The organism is Alcaligenes sp. EGD-AK7 (assembly GCF_000465875.3).
In the GTDB taxonomy this organism is placed as follows: domain Bacteria; phylum Pseudomonadota; class Gammaproteobacteria; order Burkholderiales; family Burkholderiaceae_B; genus Alcaligenes; species Alcaligenes phenolicus.
In genome coordinates, this window is the sequence record NZ_AVOG02000070.1 from 87,906 (window position 1) to 109,429 (window position 21,524).

Below are 21,524 nucleotides of genomic sequence, written 5' to 3' on the forward strand. Positions count from 1 at the left end.
GTCGTAACCCACACCCACGCCGCCGCTCTGGGTGTAGAACGGCCCCCAAAACCTGGATACCTGTCCCAGGCGTTTGGGGCCCGTTCACCTTGGGCATCGCGTGCAGCGCACGCGGTGTCTTCTAGGCCGTTTGCAAAGCGTGCTTGGGCTGTCGCAACAAGACAAAGAGCAGACCGGCAATCAAGGCCGCCAGGCCTGCCAGTGCATGCAGCACCGTCAAAAATGAAGCGGCATAACTGGCAGTCAATTGCGCTTCCAAACCAGGCAGCTGTTGCGCGGCCAACTGCAATTCACCCAAAGCCGCCCGACTGGCCGCTTCCAGAACCGCTGCTTGTGTAAAAGCAGTGCTGTCCACACTCAGGTGATGCTGAATCAAGGTAGCCAGCAGCACGCTGACCACGGCAATGGCCACACCATCCGCAGAGATTCGCACCGTATTGAAGATACCCGTCGCCATTCCGACCCGATCCGGGCTGACCACACTGACCGCCATCCCGTCCATCAAGCCCCAGGGCAAACCGATACCCACGCCGATCAGCAATAAAGGCAGATGCAGGGCTGGACCGCCACCTGCCTCAAAGCCTTCAGCCAGAGTCCACAAACCCACGGCCACCAGAAGCAAACCCAGGCTGGACAAGGTGCCTGCCGATAGCCAGCGAGTCAGCAAGGCCGCCACAAAAGGCACGATCAACAAGGGCGCAGCCAGCCAAACCATCATCTGCCCGGCCTCCAATGCACCGTAACCATCAATACCCATAAAGCGACCGGGCAACAACACAATCAGCACGATGAACAGGAATGCAGGGGCTGCAGCCAAAGCCTGCACACCCACAAAGCCGGGGTCACGAAAGAAACTCAAATCAATCATGGGCTGCGCAACGCGGCGCTCTATGCAGACAAAGCCCACAAAGGCGACAACAGAGGCCAGCAGGGTGGACAGCACCCAGCTATCGGACCAGCCCCGTTCCGGGATCAGCAACATGCCATAAGTAAACAGGCCCAAAGCCAGCGTAAAGCTGATGGCACCCGGCCAGTCCAATGTACCCTGCGAGCCGCCCTGACTGGGCTTGGTACTGATCAGAACCAGCAACAAACCGACCACGCCAATAGCCCCGGTCGCGTAGAACACGCCTTGCCATTGCAGCGCCTCCACAATCCAGCCGAAAAACCAGGGACCAAAAGACAGCCCCAGCCCGAAAGACGTGCCTAACAAGCTGAACGCCCGCGCCCGTGCACGCCCTTCAAACAAGGGAGCCAGGGAGGACATGGCAGCGGCAAAAGCGGCGGCACCGCCCAGGCCCTGCATCATACGCAAAATATCAACCCAGAAAACGGAGGGCATGAAAGGAATGGCAATGGTAAAGGCGCAAAACCACAGCATGCCAATCAGCCAGATGCGGCGCTGGCCGTAAATGTCCGTCAGGCTGCCTGACACCATCATGGCACCGCCGTAACTCAGGATGTACGCGTTCATGATCCAGCTCAGCTGGGCGGCACTACCACCTAACTCTGCACTGATGGCCGACAGCACCACTGCCGGGCCGGTGAAGCACAAGGGGATCAATAAAGCCGTTAAACAGGCTGACAATAATTGCAGCCGACGCATGGCCGGCGATGAAGAAGAGGAAAGCATGGTTCTCATTGACTGCTAAAGCGTGCGTGCCCAACAGAAATGGACACGGCGTGAAATACCCGCATGATCGGGGTCGATTTCAGGAGCTTAAGCGTCACCCCATCAAAGAAAAATACACTACAGTTATTAATACTTAGGAAATAAATTCTTAAATAGAGTCGGCACCATGATGGAAAACCTGAGCAATATCGGCCTGTTCGTACGCGTGGCGGAACGCCTGAGCTTTTCGGCCGTGGCCCGCGAATCCGGCCTGTCGCCCTCCACAGTAGGTAAGTCCATCGCCCGTCTGGAAGAACGGCTGAAAGTGCGTCTGTTTCACCGCAGCACCCGCACTCTGGCCCTGACTGCCGACGGCAAGGTTTTTCTGGAGCGCTGCAGACGCATATTGAGTGAAATCGAAGCAGCAGAACTGGAAATGTCCCAAGCCAGTGAAATGCCGCGTGGCACCTTGCGAATCAGCTTGCCGCGCTACAGCGGCCTGTTTCAGCAGGCCATCAGCCACTTCATGCAGCGTTATCCGGCCGTGGAACTGGATCTGGACTTTTCTGACCGTCTGGTCGATGTGATTGGCGAAGGTTTTGATGCTGCCATCCGTGCCAGCGCCTTGAGTGATTCAGGCCTGATGCGCCGCCGTCTGTGCACGTTCCGTCGTGTCCTGGCTGCCTCCCCCGAATATCTACAAGAGCATGGTCGCCCCTTGCACGCCAAAGATCTGCAACACCATGCCTGCCTGCACTACCGCTTCCCCAATACCGGGCGGCTGGAACAATGGCCAATTTCCGAAACTCAGGACGTACCCGAGCTGCCCCGCACACTGGTTTGCAATAGCGTGGAAATGCGGGTGCATCTGAGCTTGCAAGGGCAAGGCATCGCTTGCCTGCCAGATTTCACCGTGGGCGAGCATTTAAGCAGCGGACGGCTGCAAACCATTCTGGATGAATGCACCCATAACACCGTGCCACTGTGGATTGTCTGGCCTGCCAGCCGCAACCTGTCGCCCAAGCTGCGCGCCTTTATTGATTGCATGAGCGAGGCGGTTTTCCAGGCCTAGCCAAACACATACTGCTAGTGCCTCCTGCTCAGTCCCCGGTCAGCTCGGAAGCGGCATCCTGGGACTGGCTGACGCACAAAAAGAGTAGGCCACCCATGACAGAGGCCCCAACAAATGACATCTCCTTAAGCCACCTGCTTGATCAGCAAGGCCGCAAGGTACATGCCCAAACCAAAAACCGCGTGTGTCAGCACGCTGCGCAAGCGGTTGGTCCAAGGCGTGGGGGTACGCGAGGCCGCCACTCCGGCTCCCATGGCGGGCTGCATGACAAAAAAGGGCATCAAGACCGTAGCCATGCCCACCATGACAGCGGGCAACCAGCGGGGATCTTGCAACCACTCAGTGCCGTAAACCGCAAGCAACAAAAAGGCGAAAACAATGCCCACAGCATAGTGAATGAACCAGCCACAGGCAGACTCTCCCGCAATCGGCTCAGCCTTGCCGATACTGCTGTGTGCGATCTGGCCACGCAGCAAATGCCCGGCCCAGCGCCCCACCATGGCGTAGTTCAGCGTGGCAACGCCCATCGCCCTTTGAATCAGGCCCCAGATATCCATGAAAATAGTGGCTCCGACTCCGATCAGAATCACATGCACCCATTCATTGATCGACAACATTGGCAATCCTTTCCGTTGATAAGCACCTTGTTTTTGAGTAATCATAGAAGTTGAAGTCAACTTCAAGTCAACAGGTACAAGATGGATATTTCAGAAGTTGCCAAGCAAACCGGCTTACCCTCCTCCACCGTGCGTTACTATGAGAAAGAAGGCCTGATCCGTGCAGTCAGCGCCCCCGGAGAACGGCGTCGTTTTACGCCCCAAGTGCTGGATCAACTGGCCTTGATTGCCTTGGGGCAAGCGGGCGGTTTGTCGCTGGAAGAAATACGGGCCATGCTGCCTCCCGATGGTTCTGCGCAGGTGGACAGGCAATTGCTGCTATCCAAGGCCGATCAACTGGATGCCACCATCAAGCGCCTGAAAGCCATGAGCGAAGGTTTGCGCCACGCCGCGCACTGCTCTGCCGCCAACCATACGCAGTGCCCGACATTCCAGCGTTTGCTGAAAGCCGCCGCCATCCGGGTGAAGAAGAACAAGACCAGCGGCTCCAGAGAAGCGATGTCGCGTCTTGCCAAAACGATGTCGGGCATAAAAACAACCACCACAAGCTGACGCTTCAAGGCTGTAAGAACCTCCCCCTATAATGAGCAGTTGTCGCAGCCAGGCCAGGCCAGCCGCCACCTTAAAGTATCCAATCCGCGACACACCAACAAACGATTATGAGAGGAGCCGTCTGCATGACGAGCACTAAGTCAGCAACTGAGTAAGCCGCAACAAGCTCTGGTCTTGTTGCGGCGTTCTGTACTTCCAATCCCGCTGATTGATAACAAACAGACGCCGCCCGATTTCTTTTTCGAGTGGTAATTTTGTTATGTCTTCCTCACGCTCTTCCTGGGCTTATACGCTGCCGGCTGCCCTGCTGCTGATGGCGCCCTTTGACATCCTCGCCTCCCTGGGGATGGATATTTACCTGCCCGTCGTCCCGGCCATGCCGGGACTTCTAGGTACGACCCCAGCCATCATCCAGCTGACCCTTAGCCTTTACATGCTGCTATTGGGTGCGGGGCAACTGATCTTTGGCCCCCTTTCGGATCGCATAGGCCGACGACCTGTTTTGCTGACAGGGGCCGCCCTGTTCGTGTTGGCCTCAACCGCCGCTGCCTTGTCCAGTTCCGCCTGGGCTTTTGTTGGTTTTCGGGTGCTGCAGGCACTGGGGGCTTCGGCCACCCTTGTGGCCCTGTTTGCCACAGTGCGCGATGTGTATGCAGACCGCCCCGAAGGGGTAGTGATCTATAGCCTGTTCAGCTCCATCCTGGCATTCGTACCCGCCTTGGGGCCTATTGCAGGTGCTCTGATTGCCCGCATGGGAGGATGGCAAGCCATCTTCCTGAGTTTGGCAGCGATGGGGCTCATAGCCTGGATCCATGCGCTGTGCAGATGGCAGGAGACCCGACCTCCCAAACCGCTGCATTCCCAGCAGCGCGCACTGGCCGTCTTCAAGAGTCCGGCCTTCTGGGTCTATACCCTGGGCTTCTCCACCGGGATGGGGACATTTTTTGTTTACTTCTCGACCGCGCCCCGAGTCTTGATCGGACAAGCTGGCTATTCAGAAGTGAATTTCAGCCTGGCCTTTGCCAGTGTTGCCCTGGTGATGATTGCCACCACCCGCCTGTCCAAAACCTTTGTGGCTCGCTGGGGAACGGCCGGGAGCCTGAGACGCGGTATGGGTTTGATCGCCCTAGCCGCCCTGTTGCTGGCAGCAGGACAACTCCTGCTGGAACCCTCCTTTAGCAGCTTTATCCTGCCCATGTGGCTAGCCGCCATGGGCATTGTGATGACGGTATCCGTCACCGCCAATGGCGCCTTGGCCCAGTTCAATGATGTAGCCGGTTCCGCCGTGGCGATCTACTTTTGCGTAGAAAGCCTGATTGTTAGCGTGTTCGGTACCGTAGCTGTGACCTTGCTGGGCGGGGATACGGCATGGCCACTGGTGGTCTTTGGGCTGGGAATGAGCAGTGTGGTTTTGCTTGCATTGATGTTGCTGGAGGCAAGGCCCAAACGCGAGGTTTAAGGTTAAAAAAGGAAGGCTTTCGATAAGCCTTCCCTTCATTTAGATCACCCGTCGTCACTGTTCATGAATAATGTCAGGAGCGAGCTACGGCGGACGACAATGCAATCAGACGTACTCAATTCTGTGTGTCGCCAGCCATCCCCAAACTCAAGTCATACGTCACCCACGCTGTTGCCTGAGTCAAACCATCGTATAGCCTGCGCGCCTATACATTGTCCTGCGCCGTAATCCAGCGCAGGAACGGCCAGCCCGCTTTGCCTACTCCCTGGTGACCTTGCCCGATGCGACACAAAAAGCAGAGGTCCGTGCCTTTAGTGATTGGATAAGCGAGCAAGCCCAGCTATAGCAAGGTAACCAGCCTATGTAGGACCACCACTTCAACAGTCCTCATGTCCACACCCCCTGCTCCAGACATCGACAATTCGCCTGACTTCCAACAAGGAAGCATATGATTTTTTTGAAAAAAAACCCCGTCCCAAAAGGACGGGGCAAACCTCAACAAGCAATTGAAAAACTCTTAAGGTAATTCCACGGCCACCGGTCCACGGGGACGGGAACAGCACAACAAGACTTTGCCCTCTGGCACAGGGTCCAGCGGCTCTTCAAAATAGTCGACCTCGCCCGATACCAGAGTGCACATGCAGGTATTGCACAGACCCGCCCGGCAATTGAAGTCCGGACTCAAGCCCGTTTCTTCCGCCAGATCCAGCAAGGAGGGGCAGTCCTCATGCCATTGGGCCTGGCGGCCATCGGGCAGGAATGTCACCGTCTGCGCCGCATCTTCCGCTGCTGTCGCGGCTCCCCTTACTGCTTCTACAGGCGAATCCAGCTCCAACACATTCGCATCGACACGACTGGAGGGGGCAGGCTGGACCTGATCCTGAACCGCACTGGCTGCAACATCATCCGCCAAGGTGTTTTCCAGCACCGTCGCCGGGCCAAAAAACTCGTAGTGAATGCGCTCACGTGCCACACCCAAACTACGCAGCACACCATAATTGCTCTGCATGAAGGCACTGGGCCCACACAGGTAAAACTCGTAATCATCCAGTGGCAGCCAACGCTGCAACTGCTCACGTGTAATCAGTCCCGCCACATGGTGCAAACCGGCTTGCTCATCATGTTCAGTCGGGTTGCGATAGCAGAAGTAAAGCTGCACGCCTTCGCGTTGTGCCACCAGCTCACGCATCTCATCGGCAAAGGCATGCACCGCGCTGTTATCGCATGCATGAATCACATACACCTTACGCTGGCTGCGTTTAAGTAGACGATGCAGCATGGCCAGCAAAGGGGTCTGGCCCACGCCACCGCTTAGCAACACCACAGGCCGCTGGCTGCTCTCGTCCAGCACGAACTCGCCCATAGGGCCGGCCGCATTCAACACATCACCTGGCTGCACGTGTTGATGCAGCCAGGTGGAAGCCACACCATCGGCCACGTTCAAGCCTGCCGGAGCCTGCTCGTGTTTGACGGAGATACGCAAACGATCCGTGCAGTCTGGGTCCCCCGACACGCTGTAATTACGCAGCACAGTTTGCCCGTCAATCTCCAGACGGAACACCAGATACTGGCCTGGCTGATAAGGTGGCACAACACCGTCCACTGGCTCCAGCACAAACGAAGTAATCACGTCGCTTTCGCGCAGCTTTTCCAGTACCCGATAGTCCCGAAAACGTCGGTTGGCTGCGGCTTCGGTGGGCACAGGTGATGCAGTCGTATTCATCGCACTCAAGCCGTTGTTGTCTCGCTGGCGACAGCTTGTTCAGCCTGGATCATCTGGCTGATCTTGCGACGGAAGCGCAAGGGACCAGAATCCAAGGGCAAGTCCAAAGCGGCAGGACGCTCTTTCAGGGCTTTATGCACTTCTTCCAGAACCACTTTGTCTTCCAGGAAAGCGTGGCGCACGTCTTCGTTGAAAATCTTGGAGATGGCCTCGTCATCCGGGCTGAAATTGCGCAGCTGGAACCAGAAGTAGCGGGTGTGTTCTTCGTCGATAGGCGTCAGGAAGTTATAGGAGTCCATCAGGAAAACGTCCTGGTGGTACTCGCTGGGCTCCTCGGTAGCCGCACCGGCGGGCAGGAAGATGGCCTTGATCACGGCCAGCGACGGGAAACGCACTTCGTATTGCTGCTTGCGGTCGCAATTGCCTTCAAATTTCACAAACTGCTTGTAAAACGGCGCAACTTCCACATTTTTGGACCAGCGCGAGACCGTCACGCCATTGTCCTCAACCTTCACCGTCAAGGGCAGGCCGATGATGTCGGGGCTACCAAACGAGCTTTGGTGTACCCAGGACACGTGCGAAGGGTCCAGCAAATTGTCCGTGACGTACAGGTAATTGCAGTCCAGTTCCATGGCGTCGCCACGGTTCACACCCCATTCGGGATTCTCCCACTCTGGGATGTCGATCAGTTTGGACGGATCAGCCAACTCAGGATCACCCATCCAGACCCAGACCAGGCCAAAACGCTCCGTACAGGGGTAGCTGCGCACCACCGCGCTTCTAGGGATTTGCGCCACACCGGGTGCCTTGGTACAGGAGCCGCTGCAATCAAACGTCAGGCCGTGGTAGCCACATTCCACCTGGTCGCCAATCAAGCGGCCTTTGGACAAAGGCAGGCGACGGTGTGGACAGGAATCTTCCAAGGCCACGGGCTGGCCGTCTTCGCGGCGATACAGCACCAGGTTTTCGCTAAGCATACGCACAGGCTGCAAGCTGCGACCGAGCTGTGTAGCCAATGCGCCTACATACCAGGCATTGCGTACAAACATGATTTACCCCCAACTCTAAATGCGGTGCATGATGGCTGAACGAGCCCATTCATGTTCTCTTGTTTGTCATGATAGTCGCAATCAAATTCAGCCTACTATCCATATCGTTTAGAATTTCTAAAGTTAAATTACTTTTCTGGACGGGGTCTGATCATCATGGATACCTTGCCTCCCTTACGTGCATTGCAAGTCTTTGAGACGCTGGGCCATAGCCAAAGCCTGCAAGAAGCCGCCCGTCGTCTGAAAATTACTCCCGGTGCCATCAGCCAGCAATTACGTTTGCTGGAAGACTCGCTGGGCTGCAGCCTGACTTACAAAGAAGGCAAACGCTTGCGACTGACAGCGGCGGGGGTGCGCTTTCATGAAATCTGTACACAGGCATTTGAGCTATTGCGCGACGGCCAGCAAGAAATGGAGCGGTCGCGCAACACCAGCCTGCTTTCGATCAGCGCTTTGCCGTCCATGCTTAAAACCTGGATGGCTCCGCTGGCATTTCAATGGCAGGAGCAGTACGACCCGGAGCTGACACTGCATCTGAAAGGCAGCCATGCCGAGCCGGATCTGGAAGCCGAGCAAATCGACTTTCGGATTACCTACGGTCAGGCCGCCGCCCGCCCCCGCAGCTTTACCGAGCTTTATACAGACCGTGTCGTGCCCGCTTGCAGCCCGGCCCTGCTCCAGGGGCAAGCCGCCTTGCGACATCCTCGTGATCTATTGAACTATCCCTTGCTGTCCTCGGACTGGCAGCCACGCTTTACCTCGCCGCCATCCTGGCGCGACTGGTTTGAGTCTTTGGATATAGACATAGGCGATACGCCCCTGGACCGCTTCCGGGTTTTTTCCCTGTCGCACATGGCGCTGGAGTCTGCAGTGGCCGGTCAGGGTTTTGTATTGGCGCAATGCTCGATGATAGAAAAGGAAGTACGCAGCGGGCAGCTAATCCTGCCCTTCTCCCATTCCTTGCCTCTGCCCTGGCCCTATGTGCTGACCCGACGGGCGGGTGCATTTGAGTCACCTCATAGCCAGGATTTCCATCGCTATTTGTTGAACCGGGCGCGGCAGCAGGAGCAGATCAATCAGGAACTGCTGCTGCAAGCATTAGCCTGAGCAATGTCGCAGCACGACGAAACACGGCTGGATTGCCGATAGACCTTGCTCGCCTGGCCGTGGCTAAGCACTAAACCATTGAGTGCTTCAGCTATATAAGCGCAGGGCTGTTCGATGGCTTAGCTCTACACCGTTCCACTTTTCAGTTCAGGCTCAAGCACCCAGCCAGGTGAGCAAAACAAGTCGAGCGCCTGGATCAGACAAGTACGCATAAGCGCTTTCTACCACGCAATCCACGCAGTTGCGGATGCATTTCCAGCATCAACAAAAAAGTGTGTTTACCGCCCCAGAAGGGGCCATAAACACGCTCTTTAATCCTGCTGGAAAGACGTCAGTGTCTTAGGCCACCACAGCAGCCAGCGACTCCGCGAAGTAATCCACGTTGGACTGGTTCAGACCTGGCACGCTGATGCGGCCCGACTCCAGCACGTACACGCCAAAATCGTCACGCAGTTTCTGGATCTGCTCTTTGGTCAGGCCGGTGTAGCAGAACATGCCTTGCTGTTTGACGAAGTAGCTGCTGTCGTATTGGGGAGCCAGCTCTTTCAGACGATCGTGCACACGCTGACGCATGGCAGCGATACGCTGACGCATGGTTTCCACATCTGCCGTCCACTCGGCCAGCAAGGACTCATCGGACAAGATGGTGGCAATGGCCTGACCACCGTGCGATGGCGGGTTGGAGTAGATGCGACGCACCACGACCTTGAGCTGACCCAGAACACGATCGGCTTCATCCGCGCTCTGGCACACCACCGACAAGCCACCGCAGCGCTCGGAGTAGTAGGAGAAGTTTTTGGAGAAGGAGTTGGCCAGCAAGAACGTCAGGCCAGCATCGACCATGGCGCGCACGGCGAAAGCGTCTTCGTCCAGGCTACGGCCAAAACCCTGGTAAGCCATGTCCAGGAAAGGGATCAGCTTGCGCTGTTGCAGCACAGGGATCAGTTGCAGCCACTGCTCGTCGCTCAGATCAGCCCCGGTGGGGTTATGACAGCAGGGGTGCAGCAAGACAATGCTGTGCTCGGGCAGGACGGAAATGTCTTCCATCAGGCCGGTGAAATCCAGACCGCGCGTGGCTGGATCGTAATAACGGTAGGTGTGGGTAGGAATGCCCGATCCACGGAAGATGGAGTGGTGATTATCCCAGGCTGGATCGCTGATCCACATTTCACTATTGGGGTAGGCTTCGTGCAGGAAGTCGCCACCCACTTTCAAGGCCCCCGAACCGCCCAATGTCTGAATGGTCGCAACACGACCTTCTTGCAGCACTTTGCTGTCGGCGCCAAAAACCAGTTTTTGCACGGCGCTGCGGTAGGAAGCCAAACCTTCAATAGGCAGATAGCCACGGGGCTGGCCCTTGGCCGCCCATTGTTCTTCAGCCCGGCGAGCCACATCCAGCAAAGGCAGACGGCCTTGGTCGTCGTAATACAAACCAATGGTCAGGTTGACCTTGCGATCGCGCGGATCGGCGTGAAATGCCTCGTTCAAACGGAAAATCGGATCGCCACCATAGGCCTGCAAATGCTCAAACATGCTTGTTCCTTGAAAAATTACGGTTGTGGGCCGCCCGGGCTGATCGCCGGTCTATTCAAATAACCATTGACCTTATACCTTGGGCCTACTTTAGCCAATATCCTGGGGCTCTTTTTGCAGCACATGAGCACGCGAGCGATGCGTGAATGCGTCATCAGACTTGTCCCCCCTTGGCTCGGCACGGCACCTGTTCTTGTCTAGTCGGTGCAGGCTGTCAAACGCCAGCGTCACCTTGAAGTCTGTTCACATTTTCAGCAAACCGAAGCCTCAAGAACGTGAACGCGGTGTACCAGCCTGTCTGCCTGGGCCTTGCCAGCAAAGAATATACATGGCTTTCTGAGGATACAGAACCGTGCACTTGCATTCATTGTGCTTTCGGTCCTCCCGCACTCCCCAGCTGTCACCGCATTGTCATATGCAGATCCCGTTCAAGACCGTTAACATGGGACTTTCACCGTTTCAACAGGAGTCCGCCGTGTCCGTATCGCCGCTGCCCAGTTCCCTATCCTGCCCTTTAGAAGGGGCCAGCAACTTCCGTGATATTGGCGGCTATGCCACAGACTCCGGCTCCTTTCGTAAAGGTCGCGTCTACCGTTCGGACCATTTGGCGGATTTAAGCAGCCAGGACCTGGACACCCTGCAAGAGCTGGGTATTGCCTGCTCACTGGATTTCCGGGGTGCACATGAGCGCAAACGCTCTCCCTACCAGTACAGTTTTCTGACCAGTCATGCGCTGACCGTCGAACCCACCGTATTGCCTGATTTTCTGGACATGCTTGCCAAAGGCGAAGTGGACGTCAAAGCTGCCTACGGCACCATGAACAAGACCTACACGGAATTCGTGACTGGTCATGCCGCTACGTTTGGACGGGTCTTTGACCAGTTGCTGGAAACCGATACCCCTGTCGTCATGCACTGCACGGCGGGGAAAGATCGCACCGGCTTTGCCGTCGCCCTACTGCACCGCGCCACTGGCGTACACCCTGATGATGTGATGCACGACTATCTGCTGACCAATCAGTTCTTCCGCCGCCCCAATCTGCCCGATAACCGTGGCATCAGCGAGGAAGTGCTGGATATTCTCTGGGGCGTCCAGCCCGAGTTTCTGGAAACCGCCTTCAAGACGATTGATGAAACGCATGGCAATCTGGAGAACTTCCTCCAGAACGCCTTGAAGCTCAGCCCCGCTCGACGCGAAGCCTTGCTGGAACGCTACACCGCTTAAACCACGCCTACGGAGGTCGCTGGTAGTTCCCAGTGACCTTCCAGGCTCAGGGCCGGTCCCATCACATTGCGCCAGGTCGGCAAATCATGCATTTGCGTGAACAAAGGCATGCAATAGCGTGGCTGCACCATGTCCACCAGCCAGCGTAAATCCGTCAAACGCGGATGCACATTCCAGCACAAGGTATGCGTGCCACGTGGTGCATGGGGAGCCACATAGCCGGTATGAATCAACAAGCGCTCGCCAGACTGGGCATTGGGGTCCGCAACCCGCGCCTGGTGCTCGCGAATCAACTCCCCTGCCTTGCCCTGACAGCCGTCCGGCTCACCGGCCAGCAGCAGGTGCGCTTGCGGATCAAACGTAGCCGCACGCGGCATCAACTCACGCAAGGATTGCTGCACACCCGGCAACAACAAGTCACTGCTTTGGCTGATCATGCGGGTCAGGTTTTCGTAGCAGGACGCGTCCATGCTCCAGTCCTCAAAACCTTGCTGCTGGCGCCACAAGGCAATCTCTATCGCCCGACCTGACGGCGGCACGGGCAACAAGGCAGGATGCGACTCCAGCAAAGACTCCAGAATGCTCCAGGCCACGTGATGAGACTGATCGTACAAACCGTAAGATGCATCCAGCAAAGCCAGATACGCAGGTGGTGGCAAATCGAAGGGGAACAACAGGGATTCGCAGGAAAAGTCCCCGCTATAAAACAGGCCGCCGCCCACATCCAGATGCAACCAGACACCACCCAAAGCATGGCCGGACAAGCCGGTACGCACGGCAATATCGCCGATATAGGTCGTGCCACGGGTTGGCAGCTCACGCCAGATCCGCCCAGCAGGCAGGCTGCGCGCCGTAGAGGCCGTGGCATATATAGGTATGTGTTCAGGCAGCTTGGACAAGGAGCCAATATGATCCTGATGATCGTGCGTCACCAGAATGGCGTCTACCTCCAGCCCTTGATACCAGTCGCACACCTGTCCAGGATACAGAGGCCCGCCGGCATCCAGCAGCAATCGCAAGCCACATGCCTGCACTAGAATGGCGGCTGGCGCTTTGCCACCATAGCCGCTTAACACCGTCACCAGGGTCTGGTTCATGCTCCGTCCCCTACAAGGCATTCAGGCCAGTACATCGCCAAGCCACACCCGGCATCCTGCTTTGCGGCACGGCACAACACCGGGCACAAAAGCAAAGCATCAATAAGCGCAATGGGCCGCAGCGCACGCTGCCGGACAGAAAAAGGCATCAACTTAAAGAACCAGAGTCACCGAAGTGCCCTGCCTTAAAAAGACTACGACAGGCTCAGGTTAAACAAGTGTTCTTTCAGCCCTGTTACAGTTTTATGGCAGTTCGATGGCAGTCACCACGCCTGGAGAAAACAGACAAAATAAAAAAAGAGCGCCAACATCAGCGCTCCTAAAGTGGGGGAACTACAAACAGGAACTCAGACAATCAAAGGCGTGAGAAACACAGCCAGTACCACTGCCGTCAACAAGCGCATCACAATGCCCAGAACGGCGGCCAGCATGACTTCTTTTTCATTCAGATCCGAGCATTCAGCCCAGACCACCGGAATCTGTCCAAAGACAGCCGATAAGGGCAAACCGGACGACGCCAGTACAAATGAACCCACTACCAGAGATGGATCCAGTGTGGAAGCCATCGCCTGCAACTTGCCCATTGCCAAAGTGGGGCTGACCAGCATCGCCAGCACGCCCGTTTCAGGGTGAATATTCAGCGCAAGCAAACCGCGCTCAAGCACATCACTGATAGGTGCCCAAATGCCGATATGTTCAAGCAAACCAATGACACAGAACACCAGGGCCACAGCCGGGATCAGGACCAGTAGCAACAATTCCACCCCTTCGCGGGCGGCCTTGAACAGCATGGGCGCAAAATCGATATTCGGTGTGAAACGGGGGGCTGCCAACAGATCCACCGAGCGAACATTGCGGTAAACCAGCCGCGACAGCAATAAGGGAGACAGCAACAAGGGGCCGAAGATCGCAATCAGCACCACGGCAAAAACATTCACTCCGGCAAAGGTCAAAGCCATCATGCCCAGCATGAATGTCGAGAACGACTGCTGAGACTGCACCATCGTGGCTACCGCAATCTTTTGCTCGTCCTTGGTTGCACCAGCCTGCCGCAACAAAGGCCCCGAAATACGACCAGCGGCGTTGATATCGCCAAAAATGTTGTACACGCTGGGAATAATGACGGCCGGATTGATTCCAATGGCCCGCATCGCCGGCATGAACACTCGCATCATGGCATCGGTAAAACCCAAACGCTCCAGCAAGCGTCCAATGATGACGCTGATAATGACAGCCACCCCAACCTGCCCGGTCAAAAATACATCCACCACCACGGGCTTGACCTTGTTGAGCACCGTATCAAACGCGCCCGACAAGGTAGCGGGAAAGAAAAACAGCGTCAGCATGGCGAGCAGCAGCAAGCCCAGGCCCACCGCCTCGATACGCTCCATGGGCCGACGGCCCGCAGGCGCTACATGCACTACTTTGTCTATTTCTATTGTTTTGTTATCCATGTCTCTCTCCGTTCAGGAAGCTGGACCTACTGGAAGCTCAACACGTTCTTGCCCATCAAATGAGCCGTCGAAAAATGCTGGGCGTATTCACGCAGGCGGGCCCCGCCCACCTGGTGCACAGGCGTGGACGTCACCCGATCACGGAACATGACCACCTCGACGCCATCGAGCAAGGCACTCAAGGCATAGGCCAAGGGCAGGCCATTCTCCAGGATCTCCAGCACGTGGCTATTGCCCACCAGGAAATTCAGACCCAATTCACGAGCACATTCGATAAGCGCATGACCGTCGTAGACCCGGCTGATAGAGGCCAGCACCGTGTCAACGCCCGGGTTCTCGGCCACCGCCTGACGCAGATGGTCGGGGCTGAATCCCGTATGCGGAAAAATGTGCAAAATACGACCGACGCGACTGTTGCGCTCCCCTAGCCGAATCGCACCACGCGTCAAGGTGCTGGTCTCCAGAATGTGTTCATTGCCCTTGATGCGGCGTTCGGCCTGCAAGACCTGATCCTCCAGATCCAGCCCCATGAAGCCGTCAAGCCGATCCAGCATGTCGCCCAAAGTGCTCACCCCATCCAATGGTTCGCCCACGAACATCACATTGCCATGAATGCCTCCATAGGCAATATCGCTTTTCGCTACTTTGTGGCCATGCAGATACGCGATGCCCGGATGCAGACCATGAAACGCCTCATGACATTCCAGGGCAGCCACCCCATACAGGTCCAGGTAATCCTTCAGGGTCACGCCCCCGCAACTGGCGGCATCGGCAATCGGATGATGCGCAACAATGGCGTCCACCCCGGTTGCGCCCGCCAGCTCAATGCTCAATTCGGACATGGTCATGCACACCGCCACCTTGCGCACTTCCTTGTTAGGGTCCCCATGAATCAGCCCTGGAATTTCCAGTACTTCCTTGCCGTAAATTCCAGAGGACTTCCAGATCACGAAGGGATGGTGGCCGCATTTGACCTCATCCATACAGGACACCATGCGTCCCCCCGTAATTACGTTCAATGCATCCAGCAAATCGGCTACATAGGCCATGATTTTGTCTCCAAATAAAAAGCCGGCCTCGGGCCCTGGGAAATCCCAGAGTCCGAGGCCGGCGGTATGCGAGCACTTCCTGTCGGCAACTTCCCCAAGCGGACCTGTCAGGGCCTGAGCTTGGCTCCAAAGCAAATTGCACATCCGGCAATCCACTCCGGACGGAAGGACAACAAGACTGTCTACCAGTCAGCTTCTTTTTATCGGTTCGGAATTCAGGGCAACGGTTCTCACCAATGCCACTGCATTCACACTCCTTTTTGCAACAACACCATGGTGGAAGACAATTGCGCCGCGGCGTCGTAGTCCTTGAATATGGCCACCACATCCAGGCCATACTCATCCACCAAAACCTGCTTCATCTCCTTTTTGAAGGCCTTGATCAGATACAGATCCGCCAGATCAGCAATATGTGTATTTTCACGGCTCAACGTCTGCAAGGCAGGCTGGCGTTTATGAACCGCCAACATGCTGATCCGATCCTCCAGCACATCAATCTTCAGCGTCACGACACCTGATGCAAAAATACTGCTGTTGATGCGGTTGTAGTCCCGGGTCAGTGCCTGCTTGAATTCGCCTAAAGAAGAAAAGCCTGCCATCCCCATTGCCTACCCCCAACATGCTTGAATTATTGTCGTTTTCAGTGTGCAGCAAGCGCCTCCTGCGCTGTCTTGCCAAGCTGATGGCGGCGATACGCCAACCCAGCGACGGCAATATCTTCAATCGCCACACCCACTGATTTATACACGCAAATTCCCTGTGCGTCGTAGCCTTGTCCCCGGTCTAATTGCAACCAATCGCTTAACTCGCACAACTTGTCCGAAACGCCGCAATCGGACGCGGCCAGAATCAGGTCCCCCGCCTCCGCAAGAGTCTGCTCACCCCACTCCACCACAATCTTGCCTGCCCGCTGCAGGCAGGCATCATCCAATTCCCGCGCTGTTGGCAAACTGGAGCCAACGGCGGCGACAAAGCAGCCTGGCTTCAGGCTGCGTCCATCAAACAGGGGGTCGCGACTGCGGCTGGCCGTGACCAGAATATCCGCCTGTGCGGCGATCTCTTCCGCTCGGGCGGCTCGCACAGGCACACCACACTCCAGCTCCAGCTGGTGGCAGCGCTTCTCATCGACATTCGGGCTCCACACCAGCACACGTTGCAAATCAAAGGTCTGGCAAAACTGCAGGGCATGCGCCATCCCCTGGGCACCCAGACCCAGCACTCCCAAGGTTTGCGAATGGGGATTGGCGCCACGCTGTGCTGCCAGTACCGAGCAGGCTGCAGTACGCCACTGCGTGATGGCGCCAGCATCCAAGGTGGCCAAAGCCTGTCCGCTCAGTGCATCAAACAGCACAATGACAAAATTGAATGCGCCATGCACGGTCGTATAAATCTTGGCACCCGCCACTTGCTGGCCTGGGATGACCGCGCCCAAGGTCGACAAACGGGTATCGCCCACCTGCGTGCGTACACGACGCTGCTGGGCCGCCTGGCCCTGCCCAAACTCGATGAAAGCCTGCTCCAGCACCTCCTGTACGGCAGGCGCATCAAGCAGCTCGTGTAGTTGCTGATCGGTCAAATGCAGCATGGCCGCTCCTTTTACCAGCTCACCGTAACATCACCACGAACAAAGGTCTGGCACGCCATACGAAAACCCTCTGCCAGATCCTGCTCGGACAAATGCTTGTGTTCCTTGGCCTTGACCTCATCCGTATTGCTCAGCCCTTCCGTAATTCGGCATTTGCAGGTGCCGCAGATCCCGCCCCCGCACTTGAACGGGATGCCACCGCGCTCACGGATGGAAACCCGCAGCAAGTTACTGTTCTCGGCGGCAGACACCACCAAATCATTATTCGACGCAAATGTAATCTGAACCATATTCTGCTACCTCAGGATTGCTGCTGTGCCGGGGTCTGTGCCCCTGCCTGGTGTCCGTCAAGCTCACACTGACGCAATTCGGCTTGTATGCTGCCAAAGTGCGTCAATCCGGCCAGTTCTTCATAAGCCTGTTCGACTGTTGCAAACTTTTCCATTTGCCGGGTAGGGATGTCATTGACCGTGCCATTTGGCGTCTCTTCCACAATGCGAACGCGCGAGCCTTCCTGAATACGCGCAATGACAAACACCGCCTTGAAACGACCCTGAAAATGGTATTCATAGGCCGCCACCATCTCCACGCCCACGCCCGGTTCCGTGCGGTATTCCCCTGGCTTGCTGGTCAGCACCACATACATCACTGCACCTCCTGTGTTTCAGCTTGCTCCAGAACGATGTCCTGATTAATCCATAGCTGACAGGCCAGCCGCCAGCCCTGATCCAGTCGCTCGCCCAATTGTTTTTTCTCTTTCCAGTTGGCCGCTGGCAAATGCTCGCCCCCCTCCAGAACACGGCAGGCACACTTAGCGCACTTGCCCATGCCACAACCGTAGGTCAAATGCGGAAAGGGAAATTGCTTGATACCCGCCCGGACCACCAGATTGGTGTTCTCCTGCACCTCACCCACATGCGTCTGGCCGTTTTTATGAAAAGTAATGGTTGGCATGAAACCTCCTGCTGGCTGCCGATAATGCGACCGGATTGCGAGCCCTGACCGCCTGAAAAAACCAAGAACGGTATACCAAGATAAAAACCGCAACCTTCAAGCAACAGTTTTTCTTGTTTTTAGACACAAATATCCGTCAATTTGAGTAGAAACCCCTATTGCGGTATACTTAATTCAATTCAAACCCATTAACGAGATCATCATGAAAACCCCCGTCGAACTTCGCTATCTGCAGCGTCCCGTCGGCGAGCAGTTGCTGCCACACTTGGCCCAGCGCAAGCATCTGCGCCGTCGTATCCCTCTCATCAATCTGCCTTCGCTGACTGAACTGTTTGGCGGCCGCAAGAAGCGCGACCCCGAAGCCGGTCAGGACCAACTCCCACACCGAGCCTAGACAAGAGAAGGCTCTGCCGAGCTGGGATCAGACTGAAAGTTGAAGGCGTCGGCATACATGAACTGCTCATTGGCGCCATGCTCCTTGAACAAACCACGGGCCTGCTCAATCATCACGGGCGAGCCACACAAGTAAATGGCATGCTCTGACAGGTCAGGTTCATCCCGGCACACCTGTTGCTGCACATAGCCGCGCGCGCCTTGCCAACTCTCGTCAGCATGGGAGAGCACAGGGACAAAACGGAACTCGCACAAGCGCTCAGCCCAAGATTCAATCTCCTGGGCCAGATACAGGTCTTCGGGCCGATTCATTCCCCAATACAGGCTGACAGGCGGGCAATCATCCTTGTCCAGCAAGGACTCCAGAATCGCCTTGATGGGGGCAATGCCAGTTCCGGTTGCCACCATGACCATGGGTCGCCAGTCGCGCTCACGCCAATAGAACACGCCCAAGGGCAGTTCCAGCAGCAGCTCGTCGCCGGCTTTCAGGGTCGGCAAACATACCTGGGTGAAACGCCCACCCTCCACTTCCCGCACATGCAATTCAATGCGCCCCTGTGCGGCATCGGCATTGGCCATGGAAAAACTGCGTGCATGCCCGTCCTCGAACAAGATGTTCAGATACTGACCTGGACGGAACGACACTTGCACGTCCTGCGGCAACTGTAAAATCAGACGCCAGATCCCCTGACATGCCCTTTCCACGCTGTGAACCTGCGCCCGGACTTGCCGGGTTTCAGGCAAGTCATCTCGATGTGCGGCCAGACTGATCTCAATATCGGCATCGAGCCGTGCCTGGCAGGCGGCGGCATGGCCCTGCTCGTGTTCCTCGTCGGCAATGCTCATGGGCAGGCAGTCATCCTCATAACAAACCTTCCCACGGGTGACCTGAATGCGGCAGGTCCCGCAGCCACCAAACTCGCAGTCGCTATAAATGCGCACGCCTTGGCGCTGGGCGGCCTGCAAGATGGTCTCTTGCGGTTCTACCCAAAACTGCTCGCCGGTTTCCTTGATATCGACACGATGGGCCATGACCCGTCCTCCTGATGCCACTATTTCTTGATGTCCGCCTGAACCAGCACGTCCAGACCCTCTGCCTTCAAGGCCTCGGCCAAGGCCTGCAAGCCAGCAACACCGGCTGCCGTATCCTGCTCGCCGTTACCACCGCTCAGGCCTATGCCACCAATGACTTCGCCGTTGACCACGATGGGGTAGCCGCCTACAAAAGCAGCAAAGCGACCTTCAAAGCTCAACTGAATCCCGAAGGCTTCGTTACCCGGCAAGGCGGGGCCATTAGGCGGCGTGGTGAACAAATGGGTGGAGCGCTTGTGGCCTGCAGCGGTAAACGCCTTGTTCCAGGCAATCTGGGCGCCGGTAATACGTGCCCCATCCATGCGCTCCATCACGATGGGGTAGCCCCCTTCGTCAACCACGCAAACGGTCTCCAGCACGCCAATCTCCTTGGATTTGGCAATCGCCGCGTCCACCATCAAGCGCGCTTCGCGCTGTTCGAGACGTAGGATCTTTTTCATATGTCTTCTCAGTATTTCGGGTTAATAAAATTCAGATACCGCGATACACGGTCTTGATCTGGGTATAGAACTCCAGGCCCGCCCGGCCCGACTCGCGGAAGGTGGAGGTGCTGGACTGTTTCAGTCCACCAAAGGGAGCATTGATCAAGTTGCCGGTTGTGGTGCGATTGATCTTGACTGTCCCGGCTTCAATGTCGTTGGCAAAGCGATGCGCATAGTCGGCACTGCGCGTCACAATGGCGGCCGACAAGCCGTATTCGGTGTCATTGGCCATGGCCAGCGCCTGCTCGTAGGAATCGATTTCCAGCAAGGCAATCACCGGGCCAAAAATCTCTTCGCGGGCAATACGCATCTGCTGGGTCACGTCTGTGAACAAAGCCGGACGCATGAACAGGCCCCGTGCGTAGTCACCGTCAGTCAAACGTTCGCCGCCCAGTAAATGGGTGGCTTCCTGCTTGCCGATGGCCACATATTCCAGAATGCTTTCCAACTGGCTTTCGGTGGCAATCGGGCCCAGATCGGGGTTGCCATTCAAGCCATTACCCACGCTCAAAGCGCTGACTTTCTCTACCAGGCGCCGCGTGAATTCTTCTTTGACCTGACGATGCACCAGCACGCGGCTGGTTCCTGTGCAGGCCTGGCCGCTCAAGGAGAATCCGCCTTGAACCACCAGTTTGACGGCCAGATCCAGATCAGCGTCTTCCATGACAATCAAGGGATTTTTGCCACCCAGCTCCATTTGAGTCCGGGTGCTCATGCGTGCCTGACGACAAATGTCTTCACCCGCCTGGGTCGAACCAGTAAACGAAATAGCGCGTACCTGAGGAGATTGCACCAGCGTGGGCCCCACTTCACTGGCCCTGCCATGCACCAGATTCAGCACACCCGCCGGAATCCCGGCTTGCGCAAAGGCTTCGCACAGGTAATAGCCCGTCAAAGGTGTGTCGGATGAAGGCTTGAACACGACGGTATTACCGGTGATCAAGGCGGGGGCAATTTTGCGTGCCGGGATGGAGATAGGGAAATTCCAGGGTGCAATCACGGACACCACGCCCAATGGTTCACGCTGGGTGTACACCAGTTGCTGCGCATCATCCTGGGGGAAGGTCTCGCCGGTATAGGTCTGGCCTTCAACCGCATAAAAACGCAAGGTCTGGGCCGAGCGCCCGACTTCCATCTTGCTTTGCGCCAGCGTTTTGCCCTCTTCTCGCGTCAGGCCCTGAGCGATACGGTCCACATTGGCATCAAGCCAGGCTGCCGCCGCATTCAGCACACGAGCTCGAGCGGAGATAGGCGTGGCTCGCCATCCTGCAAAGGCAGCCTGAGCAGCTGCAACAGCCGCCTTTGCGTCCTCAGCCGTGGACAATGGGAAAGCCCCCACTACATCATCACGATCGGCCGGATTCAGATTGGGCTGCGTACGCCCGCTCTGGCTGGGCAGCCACTGCCCATCAATGTAATTGTCGAAAACGACGTCCTTGAGATTGTCCACCGCTGTACTTCCTTGTTTC

22 protein-coding genes are annotated in these 21,524 nt (G+C 56.6%); 6 read left to right on the plus strand and 16 right to left on the minus strand.

Features of this window, described 5'->3' with window-relative positions; translation table 11 throughout:
• Nucleotides 1-121: 121 nt before the first annotated feature.
• A complete protein-coding gene (locus N879_RS19650) occupies nt 122-1,633 on the minus strand; it encodes an MFS transporter (RefSeq protein ID WP_031233083.1) in 1,512 nt (503 codons plus the stop codon).
• Between the two features lie 169 nt (nt 1,634-1,802).
• Between N879_RS19650 and N879_RS19655 the strand changes: the two genes are divergently transcribed.
• Complete coding sequence (locus N879_RS19655; RefSeq protein WP_031233084.1) at nt 1,803-2,684, plus strand: LysR family transcriptional regulator; 882 nt, start codon at nt 1,803-1,805, stop codon at nt 2,682-2,684.
• Between the two features lie 125 nt (nt 2,685-2,809).
• Here N879_RS19655 and N879_RS19660 read toward each other — a convergent pair whose 3' ends face one another.
• Nucleotides 2,810-3,301, minus strand: coding sequence for a DUF2938 domain-containing protein (locus N879_RS19660; protein WP_009457406.1), 492 nt, complete (start codon nt 3,299-3,301; stop codon nt 2,810-2,812).
• A gap of 81 nt (nt 3,302-3,382) precedes the next feature.
• On the opposite strand from N879_RS19660, the gene N879_RS19665 reads away from it, so the two are divergent.
• Both N879_RS19665 and cml read left to right on the plus strand, forming a co-directional pair.
• The gene (locus tag N879_RS19665; RefSeq protein ID WP_009457405.1) at nt 3,383-3,853 is read left to right on the plus strand and encodes a helix-turn-helix domain-containing protein; all 471 of its coding nucleotides are present in this window, start codon (nt 3,383-3,385) and stop codon (nt 3,851-3,853) included.
• Between the two features lie 259 nt (nt 3,854-4,112).
• Nucleotides 4,113-5,312 carry a CmlA/FloR family chloramphenicol efflux MFS transporter gene (gene cml / locus N879_RS19670; protein WP_022983669.1) on the plus strand — a complete coding sequence of 400 codons (1,200 nt, stop codon included), beginning with the start codon at nt 4,113-4,115 and terminating at the stop codon, nt 5,310-5,312.
• A 517-nt stretch (nt 5,313-5,829) separates the two neighbouring features.
• Here cml and N879_RS19675 read toward each other — a convergent pair.
• Nucleotides 5,830-7,035, minus strand: a complete 1,206-nt coding sequence (locus tag N879_RS19675; protein ID WP_009457397.1) for a 2Fe-2S iron-sulfur cluster-binding protein — start codon at nt 7,033-7,035, stop codon at nt 5,830-5,832.
• 5 nt (nt 7,036-7,040) lie between these two features.
• A complete protein-coding gene (locus tag N879_RS19680; protein WP_009457395.1) occupies nt 7,041-8,084 on the minus strand; it encodes an aromatic ring-hydroxylating dioxygenase subunit alpha in 1,044 nt (347 codons plus the stop codon).
• A gap of 156 nt (nt 8,085-8,240) precedes the next feature.
• Between N879_RS19680 and N879_RS19685 the strand changes: the two genes are divergently transcribed.
• The gene (locus N879_RS19685) at nt 8,241-9,191 is read left to right on the plus strand and encodes a LysR substrate-binding domain-containing protein (protein WP_009457392.1); all 951 of its coding nucleotides are present in this window, start codon (nt 8,241-8,243) and stop codon (nt 9,189-9,191) included.
• 339 nt (nt 9,192-9,530) lie between these two features.
• On the opposite strand, the gene N879_RS19690 is transcribed toward N879_RS19685, so the two are convergent.
• Nucleotides 9,531-10,724, minus strand: coding sequence for an amino acid aminotransferase (locus tag N879_RS19690; protein WP_022983670.1), 1,194 nt, complete (start codon nt 10,722-10,724; stop codon nt 9,531-9,533).
• A 475-nt stretch (nt 10,725-11,199) separates the two neighbouring features.
• Between N879_RS19690 and N879_RS19695 the strand changes: the two genes are divergently transcribed.
• Entirely contained in the window at nt 11,200-11,949 is a 750-nt protein-coding gene (locus tag N879_RS19695) for a tyrosine-protein phosphatase (protein ID WP_022983671.1), read from the plus strand.
• On the opposite strand, the gene N879_RS19700 is transcribed toward N879_RS19695, so the two are convergent.
• From N879_RS19700 to N879_RS19735, 8 genes are all read right to left on the minus strand, one after another.
• Entirely contained in the window at nt 11,946-13,046 is a 1,101-nt protein-coding gene (locus N879_RS19700) for an MBL fold metallo-hydrolase (RefSeq protein ID WP_009457382.1), read from the minus strand. The genes N879_RS19695 and N879_RS19700 overlap by 4 nt on opposite strands.
• Nucleotides 13,047-13,393: 347 nt before the next feature.
• Nucleotides 13,394-14,500: a hypothetical protein gene (locus N879_RS19705; protein ID WP_022983672.1), complete on the minus strand. Its 1,107-nt coding sequence runs from the start codon at nt 14,498-14,500 to the stop codon at nt 13,394-13,396.
• Nucleotides 14,501-14,526: 26 nt separating this feature from the next.
• Nucleotides 14,527-15,549, minus strand: coding sequence for a Nif3-like dinuclear metal center hexameric protein (locus N879_RS19710; protein ID WP_009457381.1), 1,023 nt, complete (start codon nt 15,547-15,549; stop codon nt 14,527-14,529).
• A 248-nt stretch (nt 15,550-15,797) separates the two neighbouring features.
• Entirely contained in the window at nt 15,798-16,148 is a 351-nt protein-coding gene (locus tag N879_RS19715; protein WP_009457380.1) for a hypothetical protein, read from the minus strand.
• Between the two features lie 41 nt (nt 16,149-16,189).
• Nucleotides 16,190-17,134: an ornithine cyclodeaminase family protein gene (locus tag N879_RS19720; RefSeq protein WP_009457379.1), complete on the minus strand. Its 945-nt coding sequence runs from the start codon at nt 17,132-17,134 to the stop codon at nt 16,190-16,192.
• An 11-nt stretch (nt 17,135-17,145) separates the two neighbouring features.
• On the minus strand, nt 17,146-17,424 hold the full coding sequence (locus N879_RS19725) for a 2Fe-2S iron-sulfur cluster-binding protein (protein ID WP_009457378.1): 279 nt from the start codon (nt 17,422-17,424) through the stop codon (nt 17,146-17,148).
• 11 nt (nt 17,425-17,435) lie between these two features.
• A complete protein-coding gene (locus tag N879_RS19730; protein ID WP_009457377.1) occupies nt 17,436-17,780 on the minus strand; it encodes a hypothetical protein in 345 nt (114 codons plus the stop codon).
• Entirely contained in the window at nt 17,780-18,088 is a 309-nt protein-coding gene (locus N879_RS19735; RefSeq protein WP_009457376.1) for a 2Fe-2S iron-sulfur cluster-binding protein, read from the minus strand. The genes N879_RS19730 and N879_RS19735 overlap by 1 nt, the downstream gene beginning before the upstream one ends.
• A 202-nt stretch (nt 18,089-18,290) precedes the next feature.
• On the opposite strand from N879_RS19735, the gene N879_RS19740 reads away from it, so the two are divergent.
• The gene (locus N879_RS19740; protein ID WP_009457375.1) at nt 18,291-18,482 is read left to right on the plus strand and encodes a hypothetical protein; all 192 of its coding nucleotides are present in this window, start codon (nt 18,291-18,293) and stop codon (nt 18,480-18,482) included.
• Here N879_RS19740 and N879_RS19745 read toward each other — a convergent pair.
• Genes N879_RS19745 through N879_RS19755 form a run of 3 tightly spaced genes read right to left on the minus strand, consistent with a single transcriptional unit; the run spans nt 18,479 to nt 21,505 of the window.
• Nucleotides 18,479-19,513, minus strand: a complete 1,035-nt coding sequence (locus N879_RS19745; RefSeq protein WP_009457374.1) for a 2Fe-2S iron-sulfur cluster-binding protein — start codon at nt 19,511-19,513, stop codon at nt 18,479-18,481. The genes N879_RS19740 and N879_RS19745 overlap by 4 nt on opposite strands.
• Before the next feature lie 20 nt (nt 19,514-19,533).
• Nucleotides 19,534-20,013 (minus strand): GlcG/HbpS family heme-binding protein, encoded by a 480-nt coding sequence (locus tag N879_RS19750; protein ID WP_022983673.1) that lies wholly within the window; start codon nt 20,011-20,013, stop codon nt 19,534-19,536.
• 31 nt (nt 20,014-20,044) lie between these two features.
• Nucleotides 20,045-21,505 (minus strand): aldehyde dehydrogenase family protein, encoded by a 1,461-nt coding sequence (locus tag N879_RS19755; RefSeq protein WP_009457372.1) that lies wholly within the window; start codon nt 21,503-21,505, stop codon nt 20,045-20,047.
• Between the last annotated feature and the right edge of the window lie 19 nt (nt 21,506-21,524).

Bases quoted from the DNA above. Each gene is read 5' to 3' on its own strand.
- N879_RS19715 (WP_009457380.1), bottom strand. From the start codon at position 16,148: ATGGCAGGCTTTTCTTCTTTAGGCGAATTCAAGCAGGCACTGACCCGG.
- N879_RS19700 (WP_009457382.1), bottom strand. From the start codon at position 13,046: ATGAACCAGACCCTGGTGACGGTGTTAAGCGGCTATGGTGGCAAAGCG.
- N879_RS19665 (WP_009457405.1), top strand. From the start codon at position 3,383: ATGGATATTTCAGAAGTTGCCAAGCAAACCGGCTTACCCTCCTCCACC.
- N879_RS19655 (WP_031233084.1), top strand. From the start codon at position 1,803: ATGGAAAACCTGAGCAATATCGGCCTGTTCGTACGCGTGGCGGAACGC.
- N879_RS19685 (WP_009457392.1), top strand. From the start codon at position 8,241: ATGGATACCTTGCCTCCCTTACGTGCATTGCAAGTCTTTGAGACGCTG.
- N879_RS19750 (WP_022983673.1), bottom strand. From the start codon at position 20,013: ATGAAAAAGATCCTACGTCTCGAACAGCGCGAAGCGCGCTTGATGGTG.
- N879_RS19735 (WP_009457376.1), bottom strand. From the start codon at position 18,088: ATGCCAACCATTACTTTTCATAAAAACGGCCAGACGCATGTGGGTGAG.
- N879_RS19730 (WP_009457377.1), bottom strand. From the start codon at position 17,780: ATGTATGTGGTGCTGACCAGCAAGCCAGGGGAATACCGCACGGAACCG.
- N879_RS19740 (WP_009457375.1), top strand. From the start codon at position 18,291: ATGAAAACCCCCGTCGAACTTCGCTATCTGCAGCGTCCCGTCGGCGAG.
- N879_RS19690 (WP_022983670.1), bottom strand. From the start codon at position 10,724: ATGTTTGAGCATTTGCAGGCCTATGGTGGCGATCCGATTTTCCGTTTG.
- cml (WP_022983669.1), top strand. From the start codon at position 4,113: ATGTCTTCCTCACGCTCTTCCTGGGCTTATACGCTGCCGGCTGCCCTG.
- N879_RS19720 (WP_009457379.1), bottom strand. From the start codon at position 17,134: ATGCTGCATTTGACCGATCAGCAACTACACGAGCTGCTTGATGCGCCT.
- N879_RS19650 (WP_031233083.1), bottom strand. From the start codon at position 1,633: ATGCTTTCCTCTTCTTCATCGCCGGCCATGCGTCGGCTGCAATTATTG.
- N879_RS19675 (WP_009457397.1), bottom strand. From the start codon at position 7,035: ATGAATACGACTGCATCACCTGTGCCCACCGAAGCCGCAGCCAACCGA.
- N879_RS19745 (WP_009457374.1), bottom strand. From the start codon at position 19,513: ATGGCCCATCGTGTCGATATCAAGGAAACCGGCGAGCAGTTTTGGGTA.
- N879_RS19725 (WP_009457378.1), bottom strand. From the start codon at position 17,424: ATGGTTCAGATTACATTTGCGTCGAATAATGATTTGGTGGTGTCTGCC.
- N879_RS19705 (WP_022983672.1), bottom strand. From the start codon at position 14,500: ATGGATAACAAAACAATAGAAATAGACAAAGTAGTGCATGTAGCGCCT.
- N879_RS19680 (WP_009457395.1), bottom strand. From the start codon at position 8,084: ATGTTTGTACGCAATGCCTGGTATGTAGGCGCATTGGCTACACAGCTC.
- N879_RS19710 (WP_009457381.1), bottom strand. From the start codon at position 15,549: ATGGCCTATGTAGCCGATTTGCTGGATGCATTGAACGTAATTACGGGG.
- N879_RS19660 (WP_009457406.1), bottom strand. From the start codon at position 3,301: ATGTTGTCGATCAATGAATGGGTGCATGTGATTCTGATCGGAGTCGGA.